The organism is Vibrio navarrensis (assembly GCF_000764325.1).
GTDB lineage: Bacteria > Pseudomonadota > Gammaproteobacteria > Enterobacterales > Vibrionaceae > Vibrio > Vibrio navarrensis.
In genome coordinates, this window is record NZ_JMCG01000001.1 from 879,307 (window position 1) to 899,203 (window position 19,897).

At 46.3% G+C, this 19,897-nt stretch carries 20 protein-coding genes, 1 other RNA gene and 1 pseudogene; 13 read left to right on the forward strand and 9 right to left on the reverse strand.

Annotation, left to right across the window (positions count from 1 at the left end):
- Positions 1-3: 3 nt before the first annotated feature.
- Both EA26_RS20230 and EA26_RS03890 read right to left on the reverse strand, forming a co-directional pair.
- Positions 4-568, reverse strand: a pseudogene (locus tag EA26_RS20230) (DedA family protein).
- Positions 569-867: 299 nt separating this feature from the next.
- Positions 868-1,830, reverse strand: coding sequence for an L-threonylcarbamoyladenylate synthase (locus EA26_RS03890; RefSeq protein WP_039424328.1), 963 nt, complete (start codon positions 1,828-1,830; stop codon positions 868-870).
- Positions 1,831-2,103: 273 nt separating this feature from the next.
- Here EA26_RS03890 and EA26_RS03895 point away from each other — a divergent pair, with 273 nt between their 5' ends.
- Positions 2,104-2,328: a hypothetical protein gene (locus EA26_RS03895; protein ID WP_039424330.1), complete on the forward strand. Its 225-nt coding sequence runs from the start codon at positions 2,104-2,106 to the stop codon at positions 2,326-2,328.
- A 55-nt stretch (positions 2,329-2,383) separates the two neighbouring features.
- Here EA26_RS03895 and EA26_RS03900 read toward each other — a convergent pair whose 3' ends face one another.
- Positions 2,384-2,863 carry a MarR family winged helix-turn-helix transcriptional regulator gene (locus tag EA26_RS03900; protein ID WP_039424332.1) on the reverse strand — a complete coding sequence of 160 codons (480 nt, stop codon included), beginning with the start codon at positions 2,861-2,863 and terminating at the stop codon, positions 2,384-2,386.
- Between the two features lie 120 nt (positions 2,864-2,983).
- On the opposite strand from EA26_RS03900, the gene EA26_RS03905 reads away from it, so the two are divergent.
- Positions 2,984-3,883, forward strand: coding sequence for an EamA family transporter (locus tag EA26_RS03905; protein WP_039424333.1), 900 nt, complete (start codon positions 2,984-2,986; stop codon positions 3,881-3,883).
- Between the two features lies 1 nt (position 3,884).
- On the forward strand, positions 3,885-4,478 hold the full coding sequence (locus EA26_RS03910) for an NADPH-dependent FMN reductase (RefSeq protein WP_039424335.1): 594 nt from the start codon (positions 3,885-3,887) through the stop codon (positions 4,476-4,478).
- A gap of 243 nt (positions 4,479-4,721) precedes the next feature.
- Here the strand turns inward: EA26_RS03910 and ssrA are convergent.
- Positions 4,722-5,088, reverse strand: a transfer-messenger RNA (tmRNA) gene (gene ssrA, locus EA26_RS20235).
- Between the two features lie 67 nt (positions 5,089-5,155).
- Positions 5,156-5,641, reverse strand: a complete 486-nt coding sequence (smpB, locus tag EA26_RS03915; RefSeq protein WP_039424337.1) for an SsrA-binding protein SmpB — start codon at positions 5,639-5,641, stop codon at positions 5,156-5,158.
- Positions 5,642-5,756: 115 nt separating this feature from the next.
- Between smpB and EA26_RS03920 the strand changes: the two genes are divergently transcribed.
- A complete protein-coding gene (locus EA26_RS03920) occupies positions 5,757-6,188 on the forward strand; it encodes an SRPBCC family protein (RefSeq protein ID WP_039424339.1) in 432 nt (143 codons plus the stop codon).
- Complete coding sequence (locus EA26_RS03925) at positions 6,185-6,481, forward strand: RnfH family protein (RefSeq protein WP_039424341.1); 297 nt, start codon at positions 6,185-6,187, stop codon at positions 6,479-6,481. Before EA26_RS03920 ends, EA26_RS03925 begins: the two co-directional genes overlap by 4 nt.
- A gap of 117 nt (positions 6,482-6,598) precedes the next feature.
- On the opposite strand, the gene bamE is transcribed toward EA26_RS03925, so the two are convergent.
- From bamE to nadK, 3 genes are all read right to left on the reverse strand, one after another.
- A complete protein-coding gene (gene bamE / locus EA26_RS03930) occupies positions 6,599-6,958 on the reverse strand; it encodes an outer membrane protein assembly factor BamE (protein ID WP_039424343.1) in 360 nt (119 codons plus the stop codon).
- 170 nt (positions 6,959-7,128) lie between these two features.
- A complete protein-coding gene (gene recN, locus EA26_RS03935; RefSeq protein WP_039424344.1) occupies positions 7,129-8,793 on the reverse strand; it encodes a DNA repair protein RecN in 1,665 nt (554 codons plus the stop codon).
- A gap of 201 nt (positions 8,794-8,994) precedes the next feature.
- On the reverse strand, positions 8,995-9,879 hold the full coding sequence (gene nadK / locus EA26_RS03940) for an NAD(+) kinase (RefSeq protein WP_039424345.1): 885 nt from the start codon (positions 9,877-9,879) through the stop codon (positions 8,995-8,997).
- A 146-nt stretch (positions 9,880-10,025) separates the two neighbouring features.
- Here nadK and grpE point away from each other — a divergent pair, with 146 nt between their 5' ends.
- The 4 genes from grpE to dnaJ all read left to right on the forward strand — a co-directional run bounded on the left by grpE (position 10,026) and on the right by dnaJ (position 15,717).
- Positions 10,026-10,628 carry a nucleotide exchange factor GrpE gene (gene grpE / locus EA26_RS03945; protein WP_039428747.1) on the forward strand — a complete coding sequence of 201 codons (603 nt, stop codon included), beginning with the start codon at positions 10,026-10,028 and terminating at the stop codon, positions 10,626-10,628.
- A 324-nt stretch (positions 10,629-10,952) separates the two neighbouring features.
- Complete coding sequence (locus tag EA26_RS03950; RefSeq protein WP_039424347.1) at positions 10,953-12,224, forward strand: dicarboxylate/amino acid:cation symporter; 1,272 nt, start codon at positions 10,953-10,955, stop codon at positions 12,222-12,224.
- Positions 12,225-12,461: 237 nt separating this feature from the next.
- A complete protein-coding gene (dnaK, locus tag EA26_RS03955; RefSeq protein WP_039424349.1) occupies positions 12,462-14,372 on the forward strand; it encodes a molecular chaperone DnaK in 1,911 nt (636 codons plus the stop codon).
- 199 nt (positions 14,373-14,571) lie between these two features.
- Complete coding sequence (dnaJ, locus tag EA26_RS03960; RefSeq protein ID WP_039424351.1) at positions 14,572-15,717, forward strand: molecular chaperone DnaJ; 1,146 nt, start codon at positions 14,572-14,574, stop codon at positions 15,715-15,717.
- Positions 15,718-16,420: 703 nt separating this feature from the next.
- Here dnaJ and EA26_RS03965 read toward each other — a convergent pair.
- Complete coding sequence (locus EA26_RS03965; protein ID WP_039424354.1) at positions 16,421-16,861, reverse strand: type IV pilin protein; 441 nt, start codon at positions 16,859-16,861, stop codon at positions 16,421-16,423.
- A 95-nt stretch (positions 16,862-16,956) separates the two neighbouring features.
- Between EA26_RS03965 and EA26_RS03970 the strand changes: the two genes are divergently transcribed.
- The 4 genes from EA26_RS03970 to EA26_RS03985 are packed head-to-tail and all read left to right on the forward strand — an operon-like array spanning position 16,957 to position 19,789.
- A complete protein-coding gene (locus tag EA26_RS03970) occupies positions 16,957-17,469 on the forward strand; it encodes a GspH/FimT family pseudopilin (RefSeq protein ID WP_039424356.1) in 513 nt (170 codons plus the stop codon).
- The gene (locus EA26_RS03975; RefSeq protein ID WP_039424359.1) at positions 17,450-18,040 is read left to right on the forward strand and encodes a PilW family protein; all 591 of its coding nucleotides are present in this window, start codon (positions 17,450-17,452) and stop codon (positions 18,038-18,040) included. Before EA26_RS03970 ends, EA26_RS03975 begins: the two co-directional genes overlap by 20 nt.
- Complete coding sequence (locus EA26_RS03980; RefSeq protein ID WP_039424362.1) at positions 18,037-19,383, forward strand: hypothetical protein; 1,347 nt, start codon at positions 18,037-18,039, stop codon at positions 19,381-19,383. The genes EA26_RS03975 and EA26_RS03980 overlap by 4 nt, the downstream gene beginning before the upstream one ends.
- Positions 19,373-19,789 (forward strand): type IV pilus modification PilV family protein, encoded by a 417-nt coding sequence (locus EA26_RS03985; RefSeq protein ID WP_039424365.1) that lies wholly within the window; start codon positions 19,373-19,375, stop codon positions 19,787-19,789. Before EA26_RS03980 ends, EA26_RS03985 begins: the two co-directional genes overlap by 11 nt.
- Positions 19,790-19,897: the final 108 nt, after the last annotated feature.

Below are 19,897 nucleotides of genomic sequence, written 5' to 3' on the forward strand. Positions count from 1 at the left end.
CTTTTAGACATTGCGGCGCTTTTTGAGTAAGGCGTAGAGCATGAAAACAAACAGTACCGCAGCGGCAAACCAGACGATGGTCAGTATAAAACTGGCTGATTTGCGTTAAATGTTCAAAGGCAAAATGAGTAATAAGGCCAAACACAGTGACCCAAATGGTGGTGGCGAGTAAGTTGCCCAGTAAGAACTCCTTGAGTGGCATTTTTGCGACGCCACACGCTAACGGCATAAACTGCTTCATCCCTTCGATAAAACGGCTAACTACCAAGCACGCAGGACCGTACTTTTGAATGGTACTTTGCAGTTTGCGAAACTTGTTGCCTGAGATGTAGCCTTTTTTATCCAGCCACTCTTCAAAATGGTAGCCAAGCAGGTAGCCCAACGTATTTCCGCTAAAGCAACTAAGCCAAGACACCAGCATCACCGCTGGAAAGCTCATCACTTGTTGTGCAGAGAGGATCGAGGCGGCAATCATCAAGGATTGTCCGGGCATCGGCACGCCAATGCCTTCAAGAAAAATACTGACGATCAAGGCAAGATAGCCGTACTGTTCCAGAAGGGGTTGCATGGCAAGAAGCAGTTGATTGAGCTGTTGCAAGTTAGGTGTCCGCTTGGAGAAACGCTGATCTTTAATAGCGCTGTTCGAGTAAAGAATCAACGCTTACGGCATCGGCAAGCTGGAAATTGACATAACCCTGATAGAAATGGTTCGCCAAGCGAGGTGTGATAAGCATTGAGCTCATCGTAGGCCAAAAGCGTTGAGAACCCTATGGTTCAATTGCTTTTGGAACATGGCAAACCTAATGCTGAGTAAAAGCAACCCGACACTAAGTCGGGTTGCTTTGGTATGAATTTTCTTATTTAAAATCAGAGGTTTGATTGCGCTCGATTCAGGCGATCATGCACTGCTGACCAGCTTTCGTCCATCGGTGGTCTTTCTACCCAAATTTCCTCACAGCCCCACTTGTCTGCCTCATCAAGCGTACGATAGAGCACGTGAGCGTAGTCTGCTACCGATCCCGGCATTTGTTTCGCTTTGATATTGGCGTGATTATCAAATGGCGAATAGTGCAAATAGGCAATTTTGTCATTGGTTAAGTGAATCAGTTCACTCGCATCAACTAAACGGACCCGCGTATTTGGCTGGTAGTGGCTGGTAACGTTCCCCGGTACGGCAACCGTGTGGTTCACTGGTGAGCTCACCTCTTCGCCTAACGTGGCCGATAGCTGCGCGGCGGTGATTGGCCCGGCTCGCAAAATGCGAAATGGCTTTTCGGTCAGATCGACAATCGTAGATTCAAGGCCGTGAGCACAGTCACCGCCATCGAGGACCGCAGCAATTTTGCCGCCCAGCGAGTTGATGACATGCTGCGCTGAGGTTGGGCTGAGCTTTTTATAAGGGTTGGCCGAAGGAGCGGCAACCGCCATTCCCGACGATTGCAGCAAGGTGGCAAACACCTGATGGGCAGGCATACGGATACCTATGGTTTCTAAGCCTCCCGTCACCACTGGAGTCACGTGATCGGCTTTTTTCAGCAGCAGCGTTAACGGGCCGGGCCAGTACGCCTGCGCGAGTACATAAGCGTCTTCTGGGATCTCGACAGCCCAATCCGTCAACTGTTCAACTTGGCCAATATGCACGATCAACGGGTGATCAGCCGGTCTTCCTTTCGCGGCAAAAATCTTCTTAACGGCTTCTGGGTTGGTGGCATCTGCCGCCAGACCATAAACCGTTTCAGTCGGGATTGCGACCAGCTCACCTTGAGCAAGCAGCTCTTTGGCTTGGTCGATCTCTTTTTGCTCAGCGGCAGAAAGATAAAGCGTGTTCAATGTGACTTCCTCTGGGGCGGCCTAATACTAAGGCCAGATAACAATCTTACCCAACACCATGGCGTTTGCCAGAAGGCGCGGTTTAAAACAAAGGCGACATTATACTCAACTGCTAACAAGATGCGAGAGCAATGCCAATGCATCGGTGCCCGAAAATAGCTGGCATCAAATATGCTTAAAAATTAGATACAGGACTCAGTCTGTTCCATCGACTAAGCGGCGAAAATCTGGCAACACTATTTCGTCGTTGAGCAAATTAAAAAGGAGATGACAATGGAATCTCTCTACAAAATTGAATCATACAGTGAAGAAGCGGTGAGCATGATTGCTCGCTTTATCCACCGCATAGGCGGCGTCTGCTACGTTGCTGGATTTGCGGTGATCACCAATCATCCTTTCAAAGAGCGCGAAGCGGCCACTTTGTTGCCGCTGGTGGCGCGAGTAACCGACAATTTAACCGAATGGGATAAAGCGTTTATCGCCCATCAGGAACATTAAAAAGCCTTGGCGAGCAAACCGTGTGCTCGCCAACGGCACGCGTTTCTGTCGGTACTTACTGTGCTAGCAAAATCTTTTTCAGTAGTTCCGCCAGTTGTGCTTGCTCTTGTTTGTCCAACACACTCAGCATCTGATCCATATTGGCCACGTGTGCTTGTAACGCTTTGTCGATGACGTCAACACCTTGTTCGGTGAGTGACACGCTGCAACTGCGCCTGTCGTGTTCGCTGGCGATACGCTGCACCAACCCGCGTTGCACCAGATGTTCAATCCGTGTGCTAACCGCACCGGAAGAGAGCATCAGCGTCTGATACAACTCGGTTGGGGTGATGTCACGGTTGCTGCGACGCATGGTCGCGAGCATATCAAACTCAATGCTACTCAGCTCATGTGCCTGGAAAACAGCTTCTAACTGTTTCTTCCACAGTTCACTAGTGCGTCTCAGCCTTCCGACCACGCCCATGCTGGAACAATCCATATCGGGTTTCACTTCACGCCACTGCGACAAAATCGTGTCGACTTGATCGTTTGCCATGCTTTTCTCTCAACTTAATATCTTTCTAAAAAGATACTTGATCAAAAGTGAATTCTCCATTATTTTTTAAAAAGTATCTTTTATTTAAGAAACTTTCTTATAACACAAGTCAGGTGAGCCATGAATAAAGTGGATTCGGTAAAAACCATTGTCCTCACTGCTGTTGCGCCATTGGTGTGGGGCAGTACCTATATTGTGACCACGCAAGCCTTACCGCCAGAAAGTCCGTTGATTGCCTCGACCATTCGCGCGCTGCCTGCGGGCATTCTGCTGGTGCTTCTGAGCCGAACTTGGCTGCAAGGCATCTGGTGGGGGCGTCTTGCGACCTTAGGCCTACTGAACATTGGGCTGTTTTTCTATTGCCTCTTTTTTGCGGCGACCTATTTGCCCGGTGGTATGGCGTCTTTGGTGATGTCTTTTCAGCCGATGCTGGTCATGTTTTTGAGTTGGTTCTGGTTGAATGTGCGTGTGACATCAAGGCAGTGGCTGGCGAGTGGCGTAGGTGTTATCGGCATTGCGCTTTTGGTCCTCAATAGTTCGGTCGCTCTGAATCTACAAGGGCTAGTAATTGCCGCACTGGGTACGTTGAGTATGGCATCAGGTGTGGTGTTGACCAAAAAGTGGGGCCGGCCAAGTGGTATGTCACTGCTAGGTTTTACAGGTTGGCAGCTACTGTTTGGTGGTGTGGCTTTATTACCAGTATCGCTGTGGCTAGAAGGCATACCTTCCCAGCTGACTCCCACTAACTATCTAGGTTACGGCTACTTGAGTTTGATTGGCGCAGTGCTTGGTTACTTTCTCTGGTTTCGGGGCATCGAAAAACTGCCACCGGTTACTGTTTCGTTTCTCGGCTTTCTCAGCAGTGTCTCGGCCTGTTTTCTTGGCTATCTGTTGCTCAATCAAGCGCTGACTTGGCCGCAATTACTCGGCGCGGGCGCTATTTTACTCGCCATTTTACTGGCTGTGCCTCGCTCTGAGCCGCGAGCCAATCAAACCACTTTATCGTTAAAAGGAATCTAATATGAACATCACTATCGTTTCTGGTAGCCAACGTGCCAACTCGCAAAGCACCAACGTTGCTCACTATCTACAAACCTTGGCGCAGAAGCATTTCACTCAGGTGAACGTGCTTGATTTGCATCAACTCAACCTGCCATTTTGGAATGAAGGGGTTTGGCAGGGCAGTGAAGAGTGGCAAGTGTGGTCGCCCATCGCGCAAATGCTCATGCAGTCAGATGCCTTTATTTTTATTACACCGGAGTGGCACGGCATGGCAACGCCAGCTTTGAAGAACTTTCTGATGCTAGCCACCGATGATGAACTGGCCCACAAGCCCGCATTGCTGGTCAGTGTGTCTGCCAGTGTCAACGGCGTGTACCCTATTAGCGAACTGCGTATGACGGGCAATAAGAACAATCATGTCTGTTTCTTACCGGATCATCTTATCTTCCGCCAATGCGACAGCTTGTTTAATCAAGAGCACAGATGTGCAGACGAGCAACTTCATGCTCGCAGCGAATACACCATCTCATTGCTGGCGGCTTATGCCAATGCACTCGCGCCAGTACATCGTGACATGGTGCAAGCAGGAAAAACCTTTCGCTACGGAATGTAGCTCGCGTTTGCCTCAATGATGGAGTGAAGAAAAGCAAAAAAGGGCTGCAGACTTTTAAGTGCTGTCGCCCATTGCCACAACAGATACATAAATTTCATGTGTGGTTTTGTGTGTACCCAATCGTGTACCTAAAAATCAAAGAAGCCACGGGAAGGTAATGAACGTTAAAATACGCTAAGTTATTGATTTTGCTTTCTTTTGGATAAGAAAAAAGACGCCCTAGGACGTCTTTAAACTATGATTTGGTGGAGCTGGGGGGATTTGAACCCCCGTCCGAAAATCATTCATCATTGGTACTACATGCTTAGTCGATCTTTAATTTCACTACCACCTGCGAACCGACACGCGAATGAATAGCTAACCTGAATTGTTTCTCACGCTTCATCCCTCAGGTGGGGGAATCCACGCCAGCTTGATTTGGTTTGACCCCTCGTTGTTCCCCGTCTTACAAGCGGAAGCTAGGGCGAGAGGGCTCTGAGCAGGGTATTAAGCTGCTAGTGCGTAGTTTTCGTCGTTTGCGACTATTTTTTTGCGGTTTGTTAACGAGGCCTACCGCACCTCGGCATGCACCTCAGACTGCAAAATTCCCGTCGAATCCAGAATCAGCCCCAAGGTATTTGGCGCATACTACCAGAAAAGCCCTGCCTGTCCAGTAGTATGCGTCTAAGTGGTTAAGTTTAACGCAGTGAGCTCTTCATCACGCGAGCTTTCTGGCGTTGCCAATCGCGATCTTTAATATCTTCGCGCTTGTCGTGCAGCTTCTTACCTTTTGCCACACCAATTTTGATTTTCACCCAAGAACGAGACCAATAGAGTGAAAGAGCTGCTAATGTCATGCCTTCGCGGTTGATACGCCCAAGCAAATTATCAAGTTCACGACGGCTCATCAGCAGTTTGCGCACACGGGTAGGGTTAGCCACTACGTGTGTCGATGCCTGATTCAAAGGAGTGATAGTCATGCCACTAACGAAGGCTTCGCCGTCACGCATAAAAACGTAACTTTCAGCGATATTGGCTTTACCTTGGCGAAGCGCTTTCACTTCCCACCCTTGTAGCTCCATGCCAGCTTCGATTTCATCTTCGATGAAATACTCGTGACGAGCTTTTTTGTTCAGCGCGATAGTGTTGCTACCGGCTTTTTGTTTCGAGTTTTTATTTGCCATAGTGGGCTTATTATACGGCGTGCAACTTTGATAGGAAATGCTTTTATTTGCGCTGGCTGAGAATAAAAGTAAAATTGTGCAGGTCGTAAAAAGAATGTCCCTGAGAGGAGAAGCTATGAAGCAAGTCACCCGTTCTGCATTGGTCTCTTTTAGTGCAGAACAGATGTATGCCCTGGTTAATGATGTGGCGAAATACCCTGAATTCTTACCAGGTTGCTCAGGTACACGAGTGATTGAATCGCTTGAATCGAGCATGATTGCTTCCGTGGATGTAGCAAAGGCGGGAATCAGCAAAACATTTACTACCGCTAATACATTAACTCCCGGGGAATCAATTCTGATGACCTTAGTCGATGGCCCTTTTAAGACGTTACGCGGCGGTTGGTTTTTTACCGCCCTTGATGAGCAAGCCTGTAAGGTAGAGCTCAAACTGGAGTTTGAGTTTTCTAGCAAAATGATCGAACTGGCGTTTGGTAAAATCTTTAATGAACTCACCGGCAATATGGTGAATGCGTTTACGCAACGAGCGAAGCAGGTGTATCTATGAGCATTGAAGATGAAATGATCCACGTTGAGGTGGTTTATGCGCTACCACAAGAGCAGCGAGTTTTTAAGTTGGTGGTAAAACAGCAGGCGACGGTGGAAGAGATTATCCGTCAGTCTGGGGTGTTGGAACTGTATCCGGAGATCGATCTGAGCAAAAACAAGGTGGGAGTATTTAGCCGAATGGTAAAACTCGATGCCACTGTGCGCGATAAAGATCGGATAGAGATCTACCGCCCGCTGTTGGCAGATCCGAAAGAGATTCGCAGGAAACGTGCAGAGCAACAGAATCGCTAGCTCGAAAAGGTGGCTATTGCCCTTGTTCTGTTGTGGAATTTGACTAATTAGCAATAAGAAATCCCGGCAAGTACTGACTGCCGGGTTTTTATTAGAGGCGGTGCTTGGGAGTTGATATTAACGAATTTCTTCGAAAAAACTGTCACTGGCGGGAAAATCACCCGCGATATCGACCAATGTCCCTTCGTTGTTAAAGTTCACAATCAGATTCTTTTGTACTGATGCTTTGTGCCCTTCGGTGTGATGATAGATGTAGTACCAAGTATTTGGGTAACCGTTTTCAACCAACATGGGCGATCCCATGACAAAGCGAACTTGAGTTTTGGTCATACCAAACTTGAGTTTGTCTACCGCTTGCTGCTCAACATAATTGCCTTGGTTAATGTCGATTCGATAAACCAATTTTTCCAATACTGAACACCCTGTCAGCATCATCATTGCCAACGGTAGGGCAACCAACCACTTCTTTAATTGCATAGCTAAATTCTTAGTAACCTCAAAAATACTGCGCCAGATAATAAACAAGCTCAGTGCAGATGTAAAAAGCTCTCTGTAATGTATTGGTCAATCTGACAACGAATTTTGAGATCAGTTGCAATTATGTGTCAAAAAGCTAAGTTAAGGGAACTTGGCTCCAATAGCGGGTTTTAGGCAGCGATCAAGAGCTCTTTGGCGTTTGCGAGCGTCGACTCTGTGATTTGGCTACCGCCAAGTAAGCGTGCTAATTCGCATACTCGCTGCTCTTGATCCAAGAGATTCATCTGCGTTTCTGTGGTGCCGTTTTTGCTGTGCTTGGCGACAAACATCTGTTGGTGGCCGCATCCAGCTACTTGTGGTAGATGGGTAACACACAACACTTGAGTGGATTCTCCCAGTTTGCGCAGCATTTTGCCGACGACCGCCGCAGTAGGGCCGCTGATGCCGACATCGACTTCATCGAAAATCAAGCTTGGTGTGTCGACTTTTTGTGCGGTTATCACCTGAATTGCTAAAGAAATACGCGAAAGTTCCCCACCAGATGCCACTTTGGCGATTGGTTGCAAGGGTTGGCCTGGGTTGGTTGAAACCAAGAAACAGACGCTATCTAAGCCCAATGGTGATGGATGTGTTCCTTCATTACTGACTTCAATACTAAACACAGCTTTTTCCATGCTCAGTTCATGCATGCTTTGCGTGATGAGTTTGTTTAACTCTTTGGCGTAGCGGCAGCGAGATTTATGCAGTTTCTCTGCGGATTCAAGAAAACGGTGATATTTTTCCTCGACGTTGGCAGCCAGTTCATCCATCTTCTCATCGGAGCAATCTAATGCTTCGATCTGTGCCAGCAGTTCCTGATGATGTTGGTACAGCTCTTCTGGCAAAACATGGTGCTTACGAGAGATCGACATCACTTTAGAAAAGCGCGCTTCTACATAGGCGAGTCGCGACGGATCAACATCAATGTTGTCTAGATAGCTGCGTAATTCGCTATTCGCCTCTTCTAGCTGAATGATGGCTTCTGCGACCATATCCGGCAGAGCTGCCAGCTTAGGATCCAACTCAGCCAATTCAATAAGTGCATTGCTGGCACTTTGTAAAATGCCAAGCGCATTCACTTCCTCGCCTTCGTATATCAGTTCAATTGCCTGCTGGCAGGTACTAGCCAACTCTCCGCTGTTAGAGAGACGTTTATGTTCTTGTTCAAGCTCAATAAACTCGTCTTCGCCGATAGCAAGTTCATTGAGTTCTTTAATTTGATATTCCAGCAGTTGTTTTTGAGCCTGATTCTGTAAGCTGTTTTCTTTGAGCTGTTTGAGATGATTATCCGCTTGTCGCCAGTTTTGATAGGCGACACGAGTATTTTTCAACAGGTTTAAGTGACCTGCGTATTGGTCGAGCATCGCCATTTGATGTTCACTTTTCATCAACTGGTGATGAGCATGCTGGCCATGGATATTGATCAATAACTGCCCTAAAGCTTTCAATTGAGAAAGTGGAACCGGGCTGCCGTTGATAAACGAGCGCGAACGCCCTTCCTTAGTCACAATGCGGCGCAAAATGCACTCACTACCATCTAGGAGTTCGTTGTCTTCAAGCCAACGTGAGGCGTGAAGGTTGTTATCCAGTAAAAATGCAGCGCTGACCTCGGTTTTTTCTTCTCCACGTCGGACCATGCTCGCTTCGGCGCGACCTCCTAGACATAAGCCTAATGCGTCGATCGCGATTGACTTACCAGCGCCGGTTTCACCGGTGATGGTGGTCATTCCTTTAGATAGCTCGAGTTGCAAAGATTTAACAATGGCAAAATTATTCACACTTAGATGAGCCAGCATTTTGGTTTACCTGTATAACTGAACAATACTGTATGTAAACTCAGTATATACTGTTTCTTTATACAGTAAAGTTGTGTGAGAAAAAATTTGTGAGTCAGATTTTATTTCTCGCCAACCTTCTCTCATCGGAAACAAAAAGATCGCACACAAAAAAAGGTTGATGAGTCATCATTAACCTTTCTATCTATGCGTTTCAGTCAGCTAAAAAAGTTTGCTCGACCAACCAAGTTTCTTACGCAGCACATGGTAATAGCTGTAATCTTGCGGGTGAATAAGTCGTAGTCGATTAGGGCTTTGATAGATGTGGATCTCGTCGCCTGGAGAGACGGGCAGGGAAACTTGTCCATCACAGCTGACCTCTTGCGTGCCCCGATTATCTGGAGAAACCAGCAGTTTGATTCTTCTATTGGCATCGACAACCAGTGGGCGGCTCGATAATGTATGCGGAAACATTGGGACTAAGGAAATGGCGTTCAAACTGGGGGATAGAATGGGGCCACCGCCAGAGAGAGAGTAAGCGGTGGAGCCTGTTGGTGTTGAGATAATCAGGCCGTCTGAGCGCTGAGAAAAAGCGAAAGTGTTGTCAATATACACTTCAAACTCAATCATATGAGCGATTTGCCCCGGGTGAAGCACTGCCTCATTTAACGCCGCGTTGTGGCTTTTTATCTGCCCGTGCCGATGAATCTCCGCTTCCAATAGAAAGCGTTCTTCTTCGATGTATGCCCCGTTCAAAACCGCTTCGAGCGCAGCTTGAAAATCCTCCGGATTGAGATCGGTTAAAAAGCCGAGATTGCCTCGGTTGACGCCGATCACTGAGATGTCGAAGCGAGACAGTATTCTTGCTGCGCCCAGCATATTGCCATCTCCGCCAACGACAATCGCCAGATCAGCTTTTTCGCCTAATTCAACCAAGCCCGAAAAGTGTGCGGCGGGAACGTCATCCAAAATATGCGCAAGCCTGTCATCAATAAACACTTGATAGCCGAGTGAGGTTAACCAGTGATACAAATCGCGATGCGTTTGTATCGCTTTCTGATCTCTGGGTTTTCCGATAATAGCGATCACGTTAAATGGTTTTTTCATAGCTTTTCCGCGTTAAAGAGGCTTGAATCGGGCGTTATCATCCCCATAATAATGGCAAGTTAGCCACTATTGCGAATTTTTGTGAAGTTAAAGCCAGTTATATGGGCTTGGCTTTAAAGGACAAAGTGTTGAATTCTGGAGATATCATGAGCAACGAAGAAAATAAAATCAACGAAGAACAGCTAAAACAGAACGAATCTGCGGACATCGAGGTAGATGCTGTTGGTACGGATGCTGATATCGAATGGAACCAAGCAGAGGAAAGCGACGAAGCGGCAGCGAAAATTGCTGAGCTGGAAGCGGCACTGCTTGCAAGTGAATCTCGAGTAAAAGAGCAGCAAGATGCGGTGCTGCGTGCCAGAGCGGATGTGGAGAACATGCGTCGTCGTAGCGAACAGGAAATCGATAAAGCACGTAAGTATGCGCTGAACAAGTTTGCTGAAGAGTTATTGCCTGTTATCGATAATTTAGAGCGTGCAATTCAAGCTGCGGATGCGGAAAGCGAGGCTGTGAAGCCATTGCTTGAGGGTGTTGAACTGACGCACAAGACGTTTGTCGATACCGTCAATAAGTTTGGTCTGAAAGAGATCAACCCTGAGGGCGAAGTGTTCAATCCAGAATTCCATCAAGCGATGTCTATTCAGGAAAGCCCAGATCATGAGTCAAACACGGTGATGTTTGTGATGCAGAAAGGCTATGAACTGAATGGTCGTGTGATTCGCCCAGCGATGGTCATGGTTGCAAAATAAATCACCATCATCATTTATGAAAAGAGAGGCATAGTCCTCTCTTTTTTTGTTTGAAATCGATAAGCGAAAGCTTGTTAATTAAGGGGATTCTAAATTTTCTCTGTTTGGAATTGGAAAACTCTACACTTTCAATTGTTTAGAGATTTATGCTGCTTGGGTGGGCTAAATCTGATGAAAATTTCAACTTGCTTAATGTAACACTTTTGTAAATAAATGCTTCGAATTGTTATTGGTGTGTGTATTATTCGCGGACGTTTAGCGCCTTTTGTGACATAAACGACTTCATAATGATAAATGCCCAACACAACAATCTGGAGTGGAACGATGGATAAATCGCTCTCGTCAAAAATTTTTATAGGCTTGTTTGCTGGCCTACTGCTTGGTTCTGCCATTCAATATCTTTTTCAAGGAATGTCGCTGTTTGATGTCTATTTGCTAGGCGCGGCAGAAGGCGCGGGCGGTATGTTCGTTTCGCTGATTAAACTGCTGGTCGTTCCTCTGGTTTATGTCTCGATCGTCTGTGGCATTGTTGATCTAAAAGACATCTCCGCTTTTGGCCGTTTAGGCACGAAAACTTTTGCGCTTTATATCATTAACACTGTCATCGCGATTACGGCGGCCTTGACGGTCGGGATGATCTTCCAACCCGGCGCGGATGCCAATTTGGTTGGTACTGTTGCGCAGTCGGTGAAGCTGACGACCACTGAAACCCCGGATATCTTCTCCTTGGTGGTCAATATTGTTCCGAGCAATCCAGTACAAGCTTTTGCCAATGGCGACATGTTGCAAATCATCTTTATGGCGATTTTAACTGGCTTGGCGATTCAAGCATTGGACTCACGCGGTGGGCCGGCGATTCGTACTTTTAAGCTGGCCAACGAAATTATGATGAAACTGGTTGGCCTGGTGATGAGCCTGGCTCCTTACGGGGTGTTCGCTCTGATGATCCAATTGGGCGCGACGCTGGATGCGCATACCTTGATGTCGGTAGCAGGTTACGTGGCACTGGTTGTTGCTATGCTGGTGTTCTGGATTTTCGTTTTCTACCCAATGGTCGTGGGCATGACGACCAGTGTGTCACCCAAGCAATTTTTGCGCGCGACGCGTGAACAGGTACTGTTCTCTCTTTCAACGGCGAGCTCGAATGCGACCATTCCCGTTACCATGCGCACGTTGACAGAAAAACTGCAGGTATCCAAGTCGGTGGCGGGTTTTGGTGTTCCTCTGGGCGCGACCATGAATATGTCTGGTGTTTCTATCTATATTGCCCTCGCCACCATTTTTGTTGCCAATGCCTTTGGTCAGCCTATTAACTCTGCAGATATTTTCACGCTTGGTCTGACGATTCTGCTGCTTTCAATTGGTGCGGGTGGTGTACCCGGCGGCGGCGTAGTGATGGTCGGCGTTCTGTTGCACCAACTGGGTTTGCCACCAGAAGGTCTGGCAATTATCGCCGCGGTTGACCGTATTAACGATATGTTCTGTACCTCGTCAAATGTGGTTGGTGACACGGCGGTGAACACCATTGTGGCCAAAAGTGAGGGTGAACTGGCGCGTGATGAAGAGCAAACTGAACTGGCGTCAGAATCACGGTAAATTGACTTTTTAAATTAAGTAAAATCAAGCGAGGCCTAAGGGCTTCGCTTTTTTATGTGAAAAATTGAAACTTTTTTCAGATTTCCCCTTGAAAAGGACTTCGCTGCCCTTATTTAAGGGGCATACGAGAAACAAACATACCAGTTTTTGTTTGTGAGCGGGGGTTGAAACCCGATTCTCCATCCCCACATTAGGGGTATAGCAAAACGAACATCGAATTTATTTGGAGATAGCCAGATGGGTAAAATCATTGGTATTGACTTAGGTACTACTAACTCTTGTGTTGCTGTATTAGACGGTGACAAGCCACGCGTAATTGAAAACGCAGAAGGTGAGCGTACAACCCCTTCCGTTATTGCATACACCGATGGCGAGACTCTGGTTGGTCAACCTGCGAAACGTCAAGCAGTTACAAACCCAGAAAACACGCTATTTGCAATCAAGCGTCTGATTGGCCGTCGTTTTGAAGACGAAGAAGTTCAGCGCGATATCGAAATCATGCCTTACAAAATCGTTAAGGCTGACAACGGTGATGCTTGGGTTGAAGCAAAAGGCCAAAAAATGGCTGCGCCGCAAATTTCTGCTGAAGTTCTGAAGAAAATGAAGAAAACCGCAGAAGACTTCCTGGGTGAACCAGTAACAGGTGCGGTTATCACAGTTCCTGCTTACTTCAACGATGCACAGCGTCAAGCAACCAAAGATGCAGGCCGTATCGCGGGTCTGGAAGTGAAACGTATCATCAACGAACCAACGGCAGCGGCGCTAGCTTACGGCCTAGACAAACAAGGCGGCGACCGTACTATCGCGGTTTACGACCTAGGTGGCGGTACGTTTGATATCTCAATCATCGAAATCGATGAAGTAGAAGGCGAGAAAACTTTCGAAGTTCTAGCAACCAACGGTGACACTCACCTTGGCGGTGAAGACTTTGATAACCGTCTGATCAACTACCTAGTGGCTGAGTTCAAGAAAGAGCAAGGCATCGATCTGAAGAAAGATCCTCTAGCGATGCAACGTGTAAAAGAAGCGGCAGAAAAAGCGAAAATTGAGCTTTCTTCAACCACTCAAACCGACGTAAACCTACCGTACGTAACGGCGGATGCGACGGGTCCTAAGCACATGAACATCAAAGTAACACGTGCGAAACTGGAATCACTGGTTGAAGATCTTGTACAACGTTCACTTGAGCCACTGAAAGTTGCTCTAGCGGATGCGGATCTTTCTGTAGGCGACATCACTGACGTTATCCTAGTTGGTGGTCAGACTCGTATGCCAATGGTTCAAGCGAAAGTAACAGAGTTCTTTGGTAAAGAACCTCGTCGTGACGTAAACCCAGATGAAGCGGTTGCGGTAGGCGCGGCAGTTCAAGGCGGCGTACTGGCTGGTGACGTTAAAGACGTATTGCTACTGGACGTGACTCCACTGTCTCTCGGTATCGAAACCATGGGTGGCGTTATGACCAAGCTGGTTGAGAAGAACACCACGATTCCAACCAAAGCGAACCAAGTGTTCTCTACGGCTGAAGATAACCAAAGTGCGGTAACGATTCACGTGCTACAAGGTGAGCGTAAGCAAGCGATGTACAACAAATCGCTTGGTCAGTTTAACCTTGAGGGTATTAACCCAGCACCACGTGGTATGCCTCAAATCGAAGTAACTTTTGACCTCGATGCGGACGGTATCCTGCACGTATCAGCGAAAGATAAGCAAACGGGTAAAGAGCAGAAGATCACCATCCAAGCTTCTGGCGGCCTGAGCGATGCTGAAATCGAGAAAATGGTTCAAGAAGCAGAAGCAAACAAAGAAGCGGACAAGAAGTTCGAAGAGCTAGCGACTGCGCGTAACCAAGCAGACCAGATCATTCACGGTACTCGTAAACAAGTGGAAGAAGCGGGTGAAGCCCTTCCAGCAGACGAGAAAGCGAAGATTGAAACGGCAATCGAAGAACTTGAGCAAGCTCGCAAAGGCGAAGATAAAGAAGCGATCGAAGCGAAAATCCAAGCACTGATGGCGGCAGCTCAAAAGCTGATGGAAATTGCTCAGCAGCAGGCTCAAGCACAACAAGGCTCAGCGGATGCTGGTGCTAAGTCTCAAGAAGACGACGTTGTTGATGCTGAGTTTGAAGAAGTGAAAGACGACAAGAAATAATCTTGTTTAACCAGATGGCTAAGGCCATCTGGTACTTAACTTCCTGTTTGCGGGCGTTTGGGGTAACTCTTACGCCCGCAAGTTTGTACAAAATTGTGTGTTTATAGATAAAGGGTAGTCATTGTTTCGAACCTTTATCTATATCGATACAAACACCAGGCTCAGTGCCGTTTGCAGTAAATAATTGGTGACGAAGAACATGTCAAAACGTGATTTTTACGAAGTATTAGGCGTTGGCCGTGATGCCTCTGAACGCGACATCAAAAAGGCGTATAAGCGTCTGGCGATGAAATTCCATCCAGACCGTAACCAGGGTGACGATTCAGCGTCGGATAAGTTTAAAGAAGTAAAAGAAGCGTACGAGATTCTGACCGATCCGCAGAAGAAAGCGGCGTATGACCAGTATGGTCATGCGGCCTTTGAGCAGGGTGGTGGCGGCTTCGGTGGCGGTGGTTTTGGCGGCGGCGGCGCGGATTTTGGCGACATTTTTGGCGACGTGTTTGGTGACATCTTCGGCGGCGGTCGCCGTGGTGGTGGCCCTCGTGCTCAACGTGGTGCCGATCTACGCTACAACATGGAGTTGTCCCTAGAGGAAGCGGTGCGTGGCGTTTCAAAAGAGATCGAAGTACCTACCTTAGTGCACTGTGACTCGTGTGACGGCAGCGGTGCGAAGAAAGGCACTTCGGCAGAGACCTGTGGGACTTGTCATGGCCACGGCCAAGTGCAAATGCGTCAAGGCTTCTTTGCTGTGCAGCAAACCTGTCCTACCTGTCATGGTAAAGGCAAGATCATCAAAGACCCATGTAATGTTTGCCACGGCCAAGGTCGCAAGCACAAGAAGAAAACGCTCAATGTGAAAATTCCTGCCGGGGTCGACACCGGCGATCGTATCCGTCTCTCTGGCGAAGGCGAAGCGGGAGAAATGGGCGCTCCAGCTGGTGACTTGTATGTACAAGTTCATGTCAAAGAGCACCATATCTTTGAACGTGATGGCAACAACCTTTACTGTGAAGTGCCAGTGAGCTTTGCGATGGCGGCATTGGGTGGTGAAGTGGAAGTGCCGACACTTGATGGTCGTGTGAGCTTAAAAGTGCCAAGCGAAACGCAAACAGGGCGTATGTTCCGCATGCGCGGCAAAGGCGTCAAAGGTGTTCGTGGCGGTGCTATCGGCGATCTGATTGTTAAGCTTGTGGTTGAAACGCCAGTCAACCTCAGTGCTCGTCAAAAAGAACTTTTGAAAGAGTTTGAGGAATCTTGCGGCGGCGAAGCAGCGACTAAGCATAAGCCCAAATCGGAAGGTTTCTTTAACGGCGTGAAGAAGTTCTTCGACGATCTCACTAGCTAGTCCGTAGAGTTTTCTAAACTAAAAAAGCCCGTCTGGTGTTGCCAAATGGGCTTTTTACTTGTGCGCCGAGCATGGTGTCAACCTAGGAGGTGAAAGTCCTCTACGCGCCTTGTCGAGCAGGAAGCGTTAGCCTATGCAAGGGTGTCCATCGTGAGGTGGAATCTGAAGGAAGCAAATGGCAAAACATAGCTTTGACGAACAGAAATCTGATAGTAGGCATAATCAACTTGGGTAACCTAGCAACAGATAGAATAGCCCAAAGTCTCGAACGGAAGTGTGATTATGTAAATCAGGCAGAGCTATGGGAAAGGGTGACATCTTACCTCGGGAGGTCTTATCAATTGTCTGCGAGACTAGGCTAGCAGTGATGCTAGACGAAGATTGATAAGAAGTCAGCAGAGGGCATAGTACCTACAATGGGGGGAAGGCCTGAACCAAGGTTTTAAGGCTACAGTTAACAGATTCTCAGTGTGTATGGAGTCTCAGTCAAAAGTAGAACCTCTACAACTACGCTAATAATGATGGTGAAGTCGGAAACGGATCTGTTGCTAGCGAAGAGAGACAAGCCACATTGGCGTTAAAGTTAAATAGTGGACTTAAGCTAACGTAAGTTAGTCTACCTTGGAACCGCCGTATGCGACCCACGCTTGTACGGTGGTGTGAGAGGACGGAGGCCGTGAGGCCTCCTCCTACTCGATTATTGCTACCAACAAGAAGTGGGCTTGGTTGTGTTGGTGGAATCGAGCGTCATTTTCTTAACCGTCTCATTGGCGAGGCAAGGGTCGTTGTTTTGACCTTTATCCGTTTTCGCTTCGGCTGAAATAATGTATGCAGCTGTGGCTGAGCTGGCGACCTCAAACTTATATCTGTCCGATGGTGAGTCACAAATTATGCATTTGCCGCCGGAAACAATCTGCGACCATTGGTAACCGCCGTTATAACTTCGCTCCAATTCTAACTGTATTTTAGCCATATCCGCTTTTGCCACCGTTCGATGCGACTCAATAACGTACTTGCTATAACTTGGATAGCTAATGGCGGCTAAGATGCCGACGATCACAACCACAATCATTATTTCGATCAATGTCATGCCTTTGTGTTGAACAGTGATTGGGTTACAAAAATTTCTTCGAATCATTTCCATACTTCTCTTCTAAGCTCTGCACTATTTTTGATAGCTGTTAGCATCTATGCAAGTTGATTCATTATTATCTCGCTGTTTGCAAAGGATTTTGGGAAATGCGTCGCGGCTTTACACTCTTGGAGCTCTTAATTACGGTTGTGGTTTTAACTGTATTGTTACTTTTTGCATCACCTAATTTTTCAAAAGTGAGTCAGCAAACAAAAGCAGTTAACTTAGCCAATGAAATACATGGTTTTCTTATTCAAGCTAAATCAGAGGCAGTGCTTCGTAACCAAGATTTGTGGGTGCATATCGATGGCCTTCCTGCATCGGATGGAAAATGGACCTTATCTCTCTCTACGGCTTCTTCCTCTTCAGCTGTAAGCAGTGCCAATACCTTGGCTGTCTTTGACGGTCGCCGATATCGCAATGTATGGGTTTCCAATACAGGTACACTCAATACTCTTGAGTTTGATCATGTGATGGGTAATCCCCTAGAGGCGGGCAATATCACGATTAAACTATCAGAAACGGATCAGAAACCGATTAAAGTCGTGGTCCATAACCGAGCTGGTCGTATCAAGCTCTGCACTGTAAGCGAGGCAAAGTATGGCTTTGAAAAGTGTTAAGCAACTTGGAAGCTCGCTAGTTGAGTTTATGATTGCGGCATTACTAGGAGGAATGGCTCTGACTATTGTTGGCTCTGTTTTTCTCTCCAATCAAAAATCTGCTGCTCAACGCAGCAAAGAAATCATGCTTCTTCAGCAAATGAACAGTGTGATGCAGCAAATGAAAGAGGATATTCAGCGAGCGGGGTTCGATGGTATAGCAACAAACTCAATGATGCTTTCTGGTTCAACCACCGTACTTTACCAGCAATCAAATGCGATTGGTTATGTTTATCGGAAAACATCAAATCAAACAAGTAATACTATCTATAGACTAAATAGTGGCATGTTGGAATATTGTCAAAATAACTCTTTGTTACCTATAACAGTTGTATCCGCTGCGAAAGGTTGTTTCGATCTATTTGATCCTAAACAGATTAAAGTGACTCAGTTTGATATTAATAAAAAAGTATTGTTGGGTGATTCAGCAGAAAGTGCATTTGTTACTATTTCTATGAAGGCTCAATTAAAGAAAGATTCATCGGTTTCTCATTCGATGTCATTACAAGTTCAACAAAGGAATTGGCAATGATGCGTCAATATCAACAAGGGGTAGCAACATTATTAATCACATCGATATTGCTTTCGGTCGCTTTAGTGATCACTTTGGGCTCCTATAAAACGCTGTTTTACCAAATTAAGCGTGCACAAAATGAAGTCAAGTCAAGGCAAGATCACTGGCTCGCAGAAGGGGGATTGGAGTGTTTGTTTACCTATGTGAAAGAAGACGTCTCGAGAATTGTATCTGTAATTCCTGACGATCACACTGAACTAGATGGTATTTGTAAAAATTCATTAAAACTCAAAAAATTATATGTATCAGATTTAAGTAGCTCAACCTATAGAATTCACGCTAAAACGCAAAATGATTGGTCAAATTTAGAGAAAATCTTCTCTAAGTCTACAAGCAAAGGAAAAGGGGCGATACAAACCACCTCAAGGCTAACTACTTTTGGGCAATTGAACGTAAAGCCAGATGCAAACGGTGGTCCCAATGAAGCTGGAAAATATGAATGCGTGTCAATTACGTACAAATACAGCTATACCATCAAAGCTCCGTCATCTGAGAGCAAATATATAACTCAAAGAATAGACGAAAATGCTTTGTATGCAGGCTCTCCGGCTGGAGATTGTACTTCAAACACGACAACGAATGCTACTGTGGAAAAGGAAACATCAATTACAAAAACGGACAAACCAGAAACCTCTGATTCAAGATTAAAAGATGATTTTGTCTACAATTCTGATGCGGATCCTTTTAATTCATTCTTTGGCTACAAAAAAACACCAGAAAATATTGCCAAAGTAAAATCATCCTTTCCTGAAGCGGGCAGAATAAATATTACCAACGCAAAGAATTGTAAAACTGTTATTGAAAATGCGTTTAAATATGTTGATAAGGTTTGGTTAACTGGTGACTGTGTTATTGAGGGAGCGTTATCGTTACCATCAAAGGATTCTTCTGGCAACGATAAAAATTATACTCTAGTTATTCAAGATGGCATGTTTGCCAATTTTGGTTCAACTGTATTTCAGGGATCGATTTTTCATCTTGTTGACAAAAGTAAAGAGAAATTTAACTCTGAAAATATCAACAATTACTGGGATAGTCTGTTTTACAATAAGGTCGTTCAGGGGGAGCATACCTCAAAGGTAGCAACAACTTTGCAATCGGCGGAGCAGTACATTACAAGCGGTGAAACAGTCTATGTTGATGCTGGCTCTTTTTACGCAGTCGGTGGATATGGATTTGATAGTGATGGCTTAGGTGTTTCTATCGCAGGTTCAATGAGTTTGACATTTGACTCAAGAAAAAGACCGACCTCTATTTCTAATAATATTCAATGGCAAGAAGGAAGTTGGAATGCACAATAAACAACGTGGCTTTAGTTTATTGGAAGTGATGATTTCTTTTGTGCTGATTGGTATTGGTGCTCTGGGTTTAGTCAAGCTTCAGGTTTATATCGAACAAAAAGCCGACTACGCCATTCAGAGTATTGAGGCTCTTAACTTAGCCGAGCAAAAGTTAGAATGGTTCCGCACTCGTGGTGCAACTGCATCTTCGGCAATTACAGTGGCCAACTTTGCCGATGATATCGTGGCAGGCTCGGATGCGTCTCATCCTCCTTATACAGTGACTTGGAGCGTCCCTGCCACCGCTCTCTCCGGGGCATTGAAAACCATTCATGTTCAAACCACGTGGACCGATCGCCTTGGTCATCCCCAGTCTGTTGAGCTCAAAACCATGATTTCCAAATACAGCGAGTTTGATACGCACTAAATTGCTTTTCGCTGCTTTCTGTCTTGGTTGCAGATAAAAATAACCACAATGTATTAAAAATTGGTACTGACTTTGTTGCATTTTCGCAGTCGGGGATGTTGGTGAATT

What these genes read in the sequence shown, in the direction of transcription:
- EA26_RS03895 (WP_039424330.1), top strand. Translation starts at nt 2,104, where the DNA reads ATGGAATCTCTCTACAAAATTGAATCATACAGTGAAGAAGCGGTGAGC.
- EA26_RS03900 (WP_039424332.1), bottom strand. Translation starts at nt 2,863, where the DNA reads ATGGCAAACGATCAAGTCGACACGATTTTGTCGCAGTGGCGTGAAGTG.
- EA26_RS03905 (WP_039424333.1), top strand. Translation starts at nt 2,984, where the DNA reads ATGAATAAAGTGGATTCGGTAAAAACCATTGTCCTCACTGCTGTTGCG.
- EA26_RS03910 (WP_039424335.1), top strand. Translation starts at nt 3,885, where the DNA reads ATGAACATCACTATCGTTTCTGGTAGCCAACGTGCCAACTCGCAAAGC.
- smpB (WP_039424337.1), bottom strand. Translation starts at nt 5,641, where the DNA reads ATGGCAAATAAAAACTCGAAACAAAAAGCCGGTAGCAACACTATCGCG.
- EA26_RS03920 (WP_039424339.1), top strand. Translation starts at nt 5,757, where the DNA reads ATGAAGCAAGTCACCCGTTCTGCATTGGTCTCTTTTAGTGCAGAACAG.
- EA26_RS03925 (WP_039424341.1), top strand. Translation starts at nt 6,185, where the DNA reads ATGAGCATTGAAGATGAAATGATCCACGTTGAGGTGGTTTATGCGCTA.
- bamE (WP_039424343.1), bottom strand. Translation starts at nt 6,958, where the DNA reads ATGCAATTAAAGAAGTGGTTGGTTGCCCTACCGTTGGCAATGATGATG.
- recN (WP_039424344.1), bottom strand. Translation starts at nt 8,793, where the DNA reads ATGCTGGCTCATCTAAGTGTGAATAATTTTGCCATTGTTAAATCTTTG.
- nadK (WP_039424345.1), bottom strand. Translation starts at nt 9,879, where the DNA reads ATGAAAAAACCATTTAACGTGATCGCTATTATCGGAAAACCCAGAGAT.
- grpE (WP_039428747.1), top strand. Translation starts at nt 10,026, where the DNA reads ATGAGCAACGAAGAAAATAAAATCAACGAAGAACAGCTAAAACAGAAC.
- EA26_RS03950 (WP_039424347.1), top strand. Translation starts at nt 10,953, where the DNA reads ATGGATAAATCGCTCTCGTCAAAAATTTTTATAGGCTTGTTTGCTGGC.
- dnaK (WP_039424349.1), top strand. Translation starts at nt 12,462, where the DNA reads ATGGGTAAAATCATTGGTATTGACTTAGGTACTACTAACTCTTGTGTT.
- dnaJ (WP_039424351.1), top strand. Translation starts at nt 14,572, where the DNA reads ATGTCAAAACGTGATTTTTACGAAGTATTAGGCGTTGGCCGTGATGCC.
- EA26_RS03965 (WP_039424354.1), bottom strand. Translation starts at nt 16,861, where the DNA reads ATGGAAATGATTCGAAGAAATTTTTGTAACCCAATCACTGTTCAACAC.
- EA26_RS03970 (WP_039424356.1), top strand. Translation starts at nt 16,957, where the DNA reads ATGCGTCGCGGCTTTACACTCTTGGAGCTCTTAATTACGGTTGTGGTT.
- EA26_RS03975 (WP_039424359.1), top strand. Translation starts at nt 17,450, where the DNA reads ATGGCTTTGAAAAGTGTTAAGCAACTTGGAAGCTCGCTAGTTGAGTTT.
- EA26_RS03980 (WP_039424362.1), top strand. Translation starts at nt 18,037, where the DNA reads ATGATGCGTCAATATCAACAAGGGGTAGCAACATTATTAATCACATCG.
- EA26_RS03985 (WP_039424365.1), top strand. Translation starts at nt 19,373, where the DNA reads ATGCACAATAAACAACGTGGCTTTAGTTTATTGGAAGTGATGATTTCT.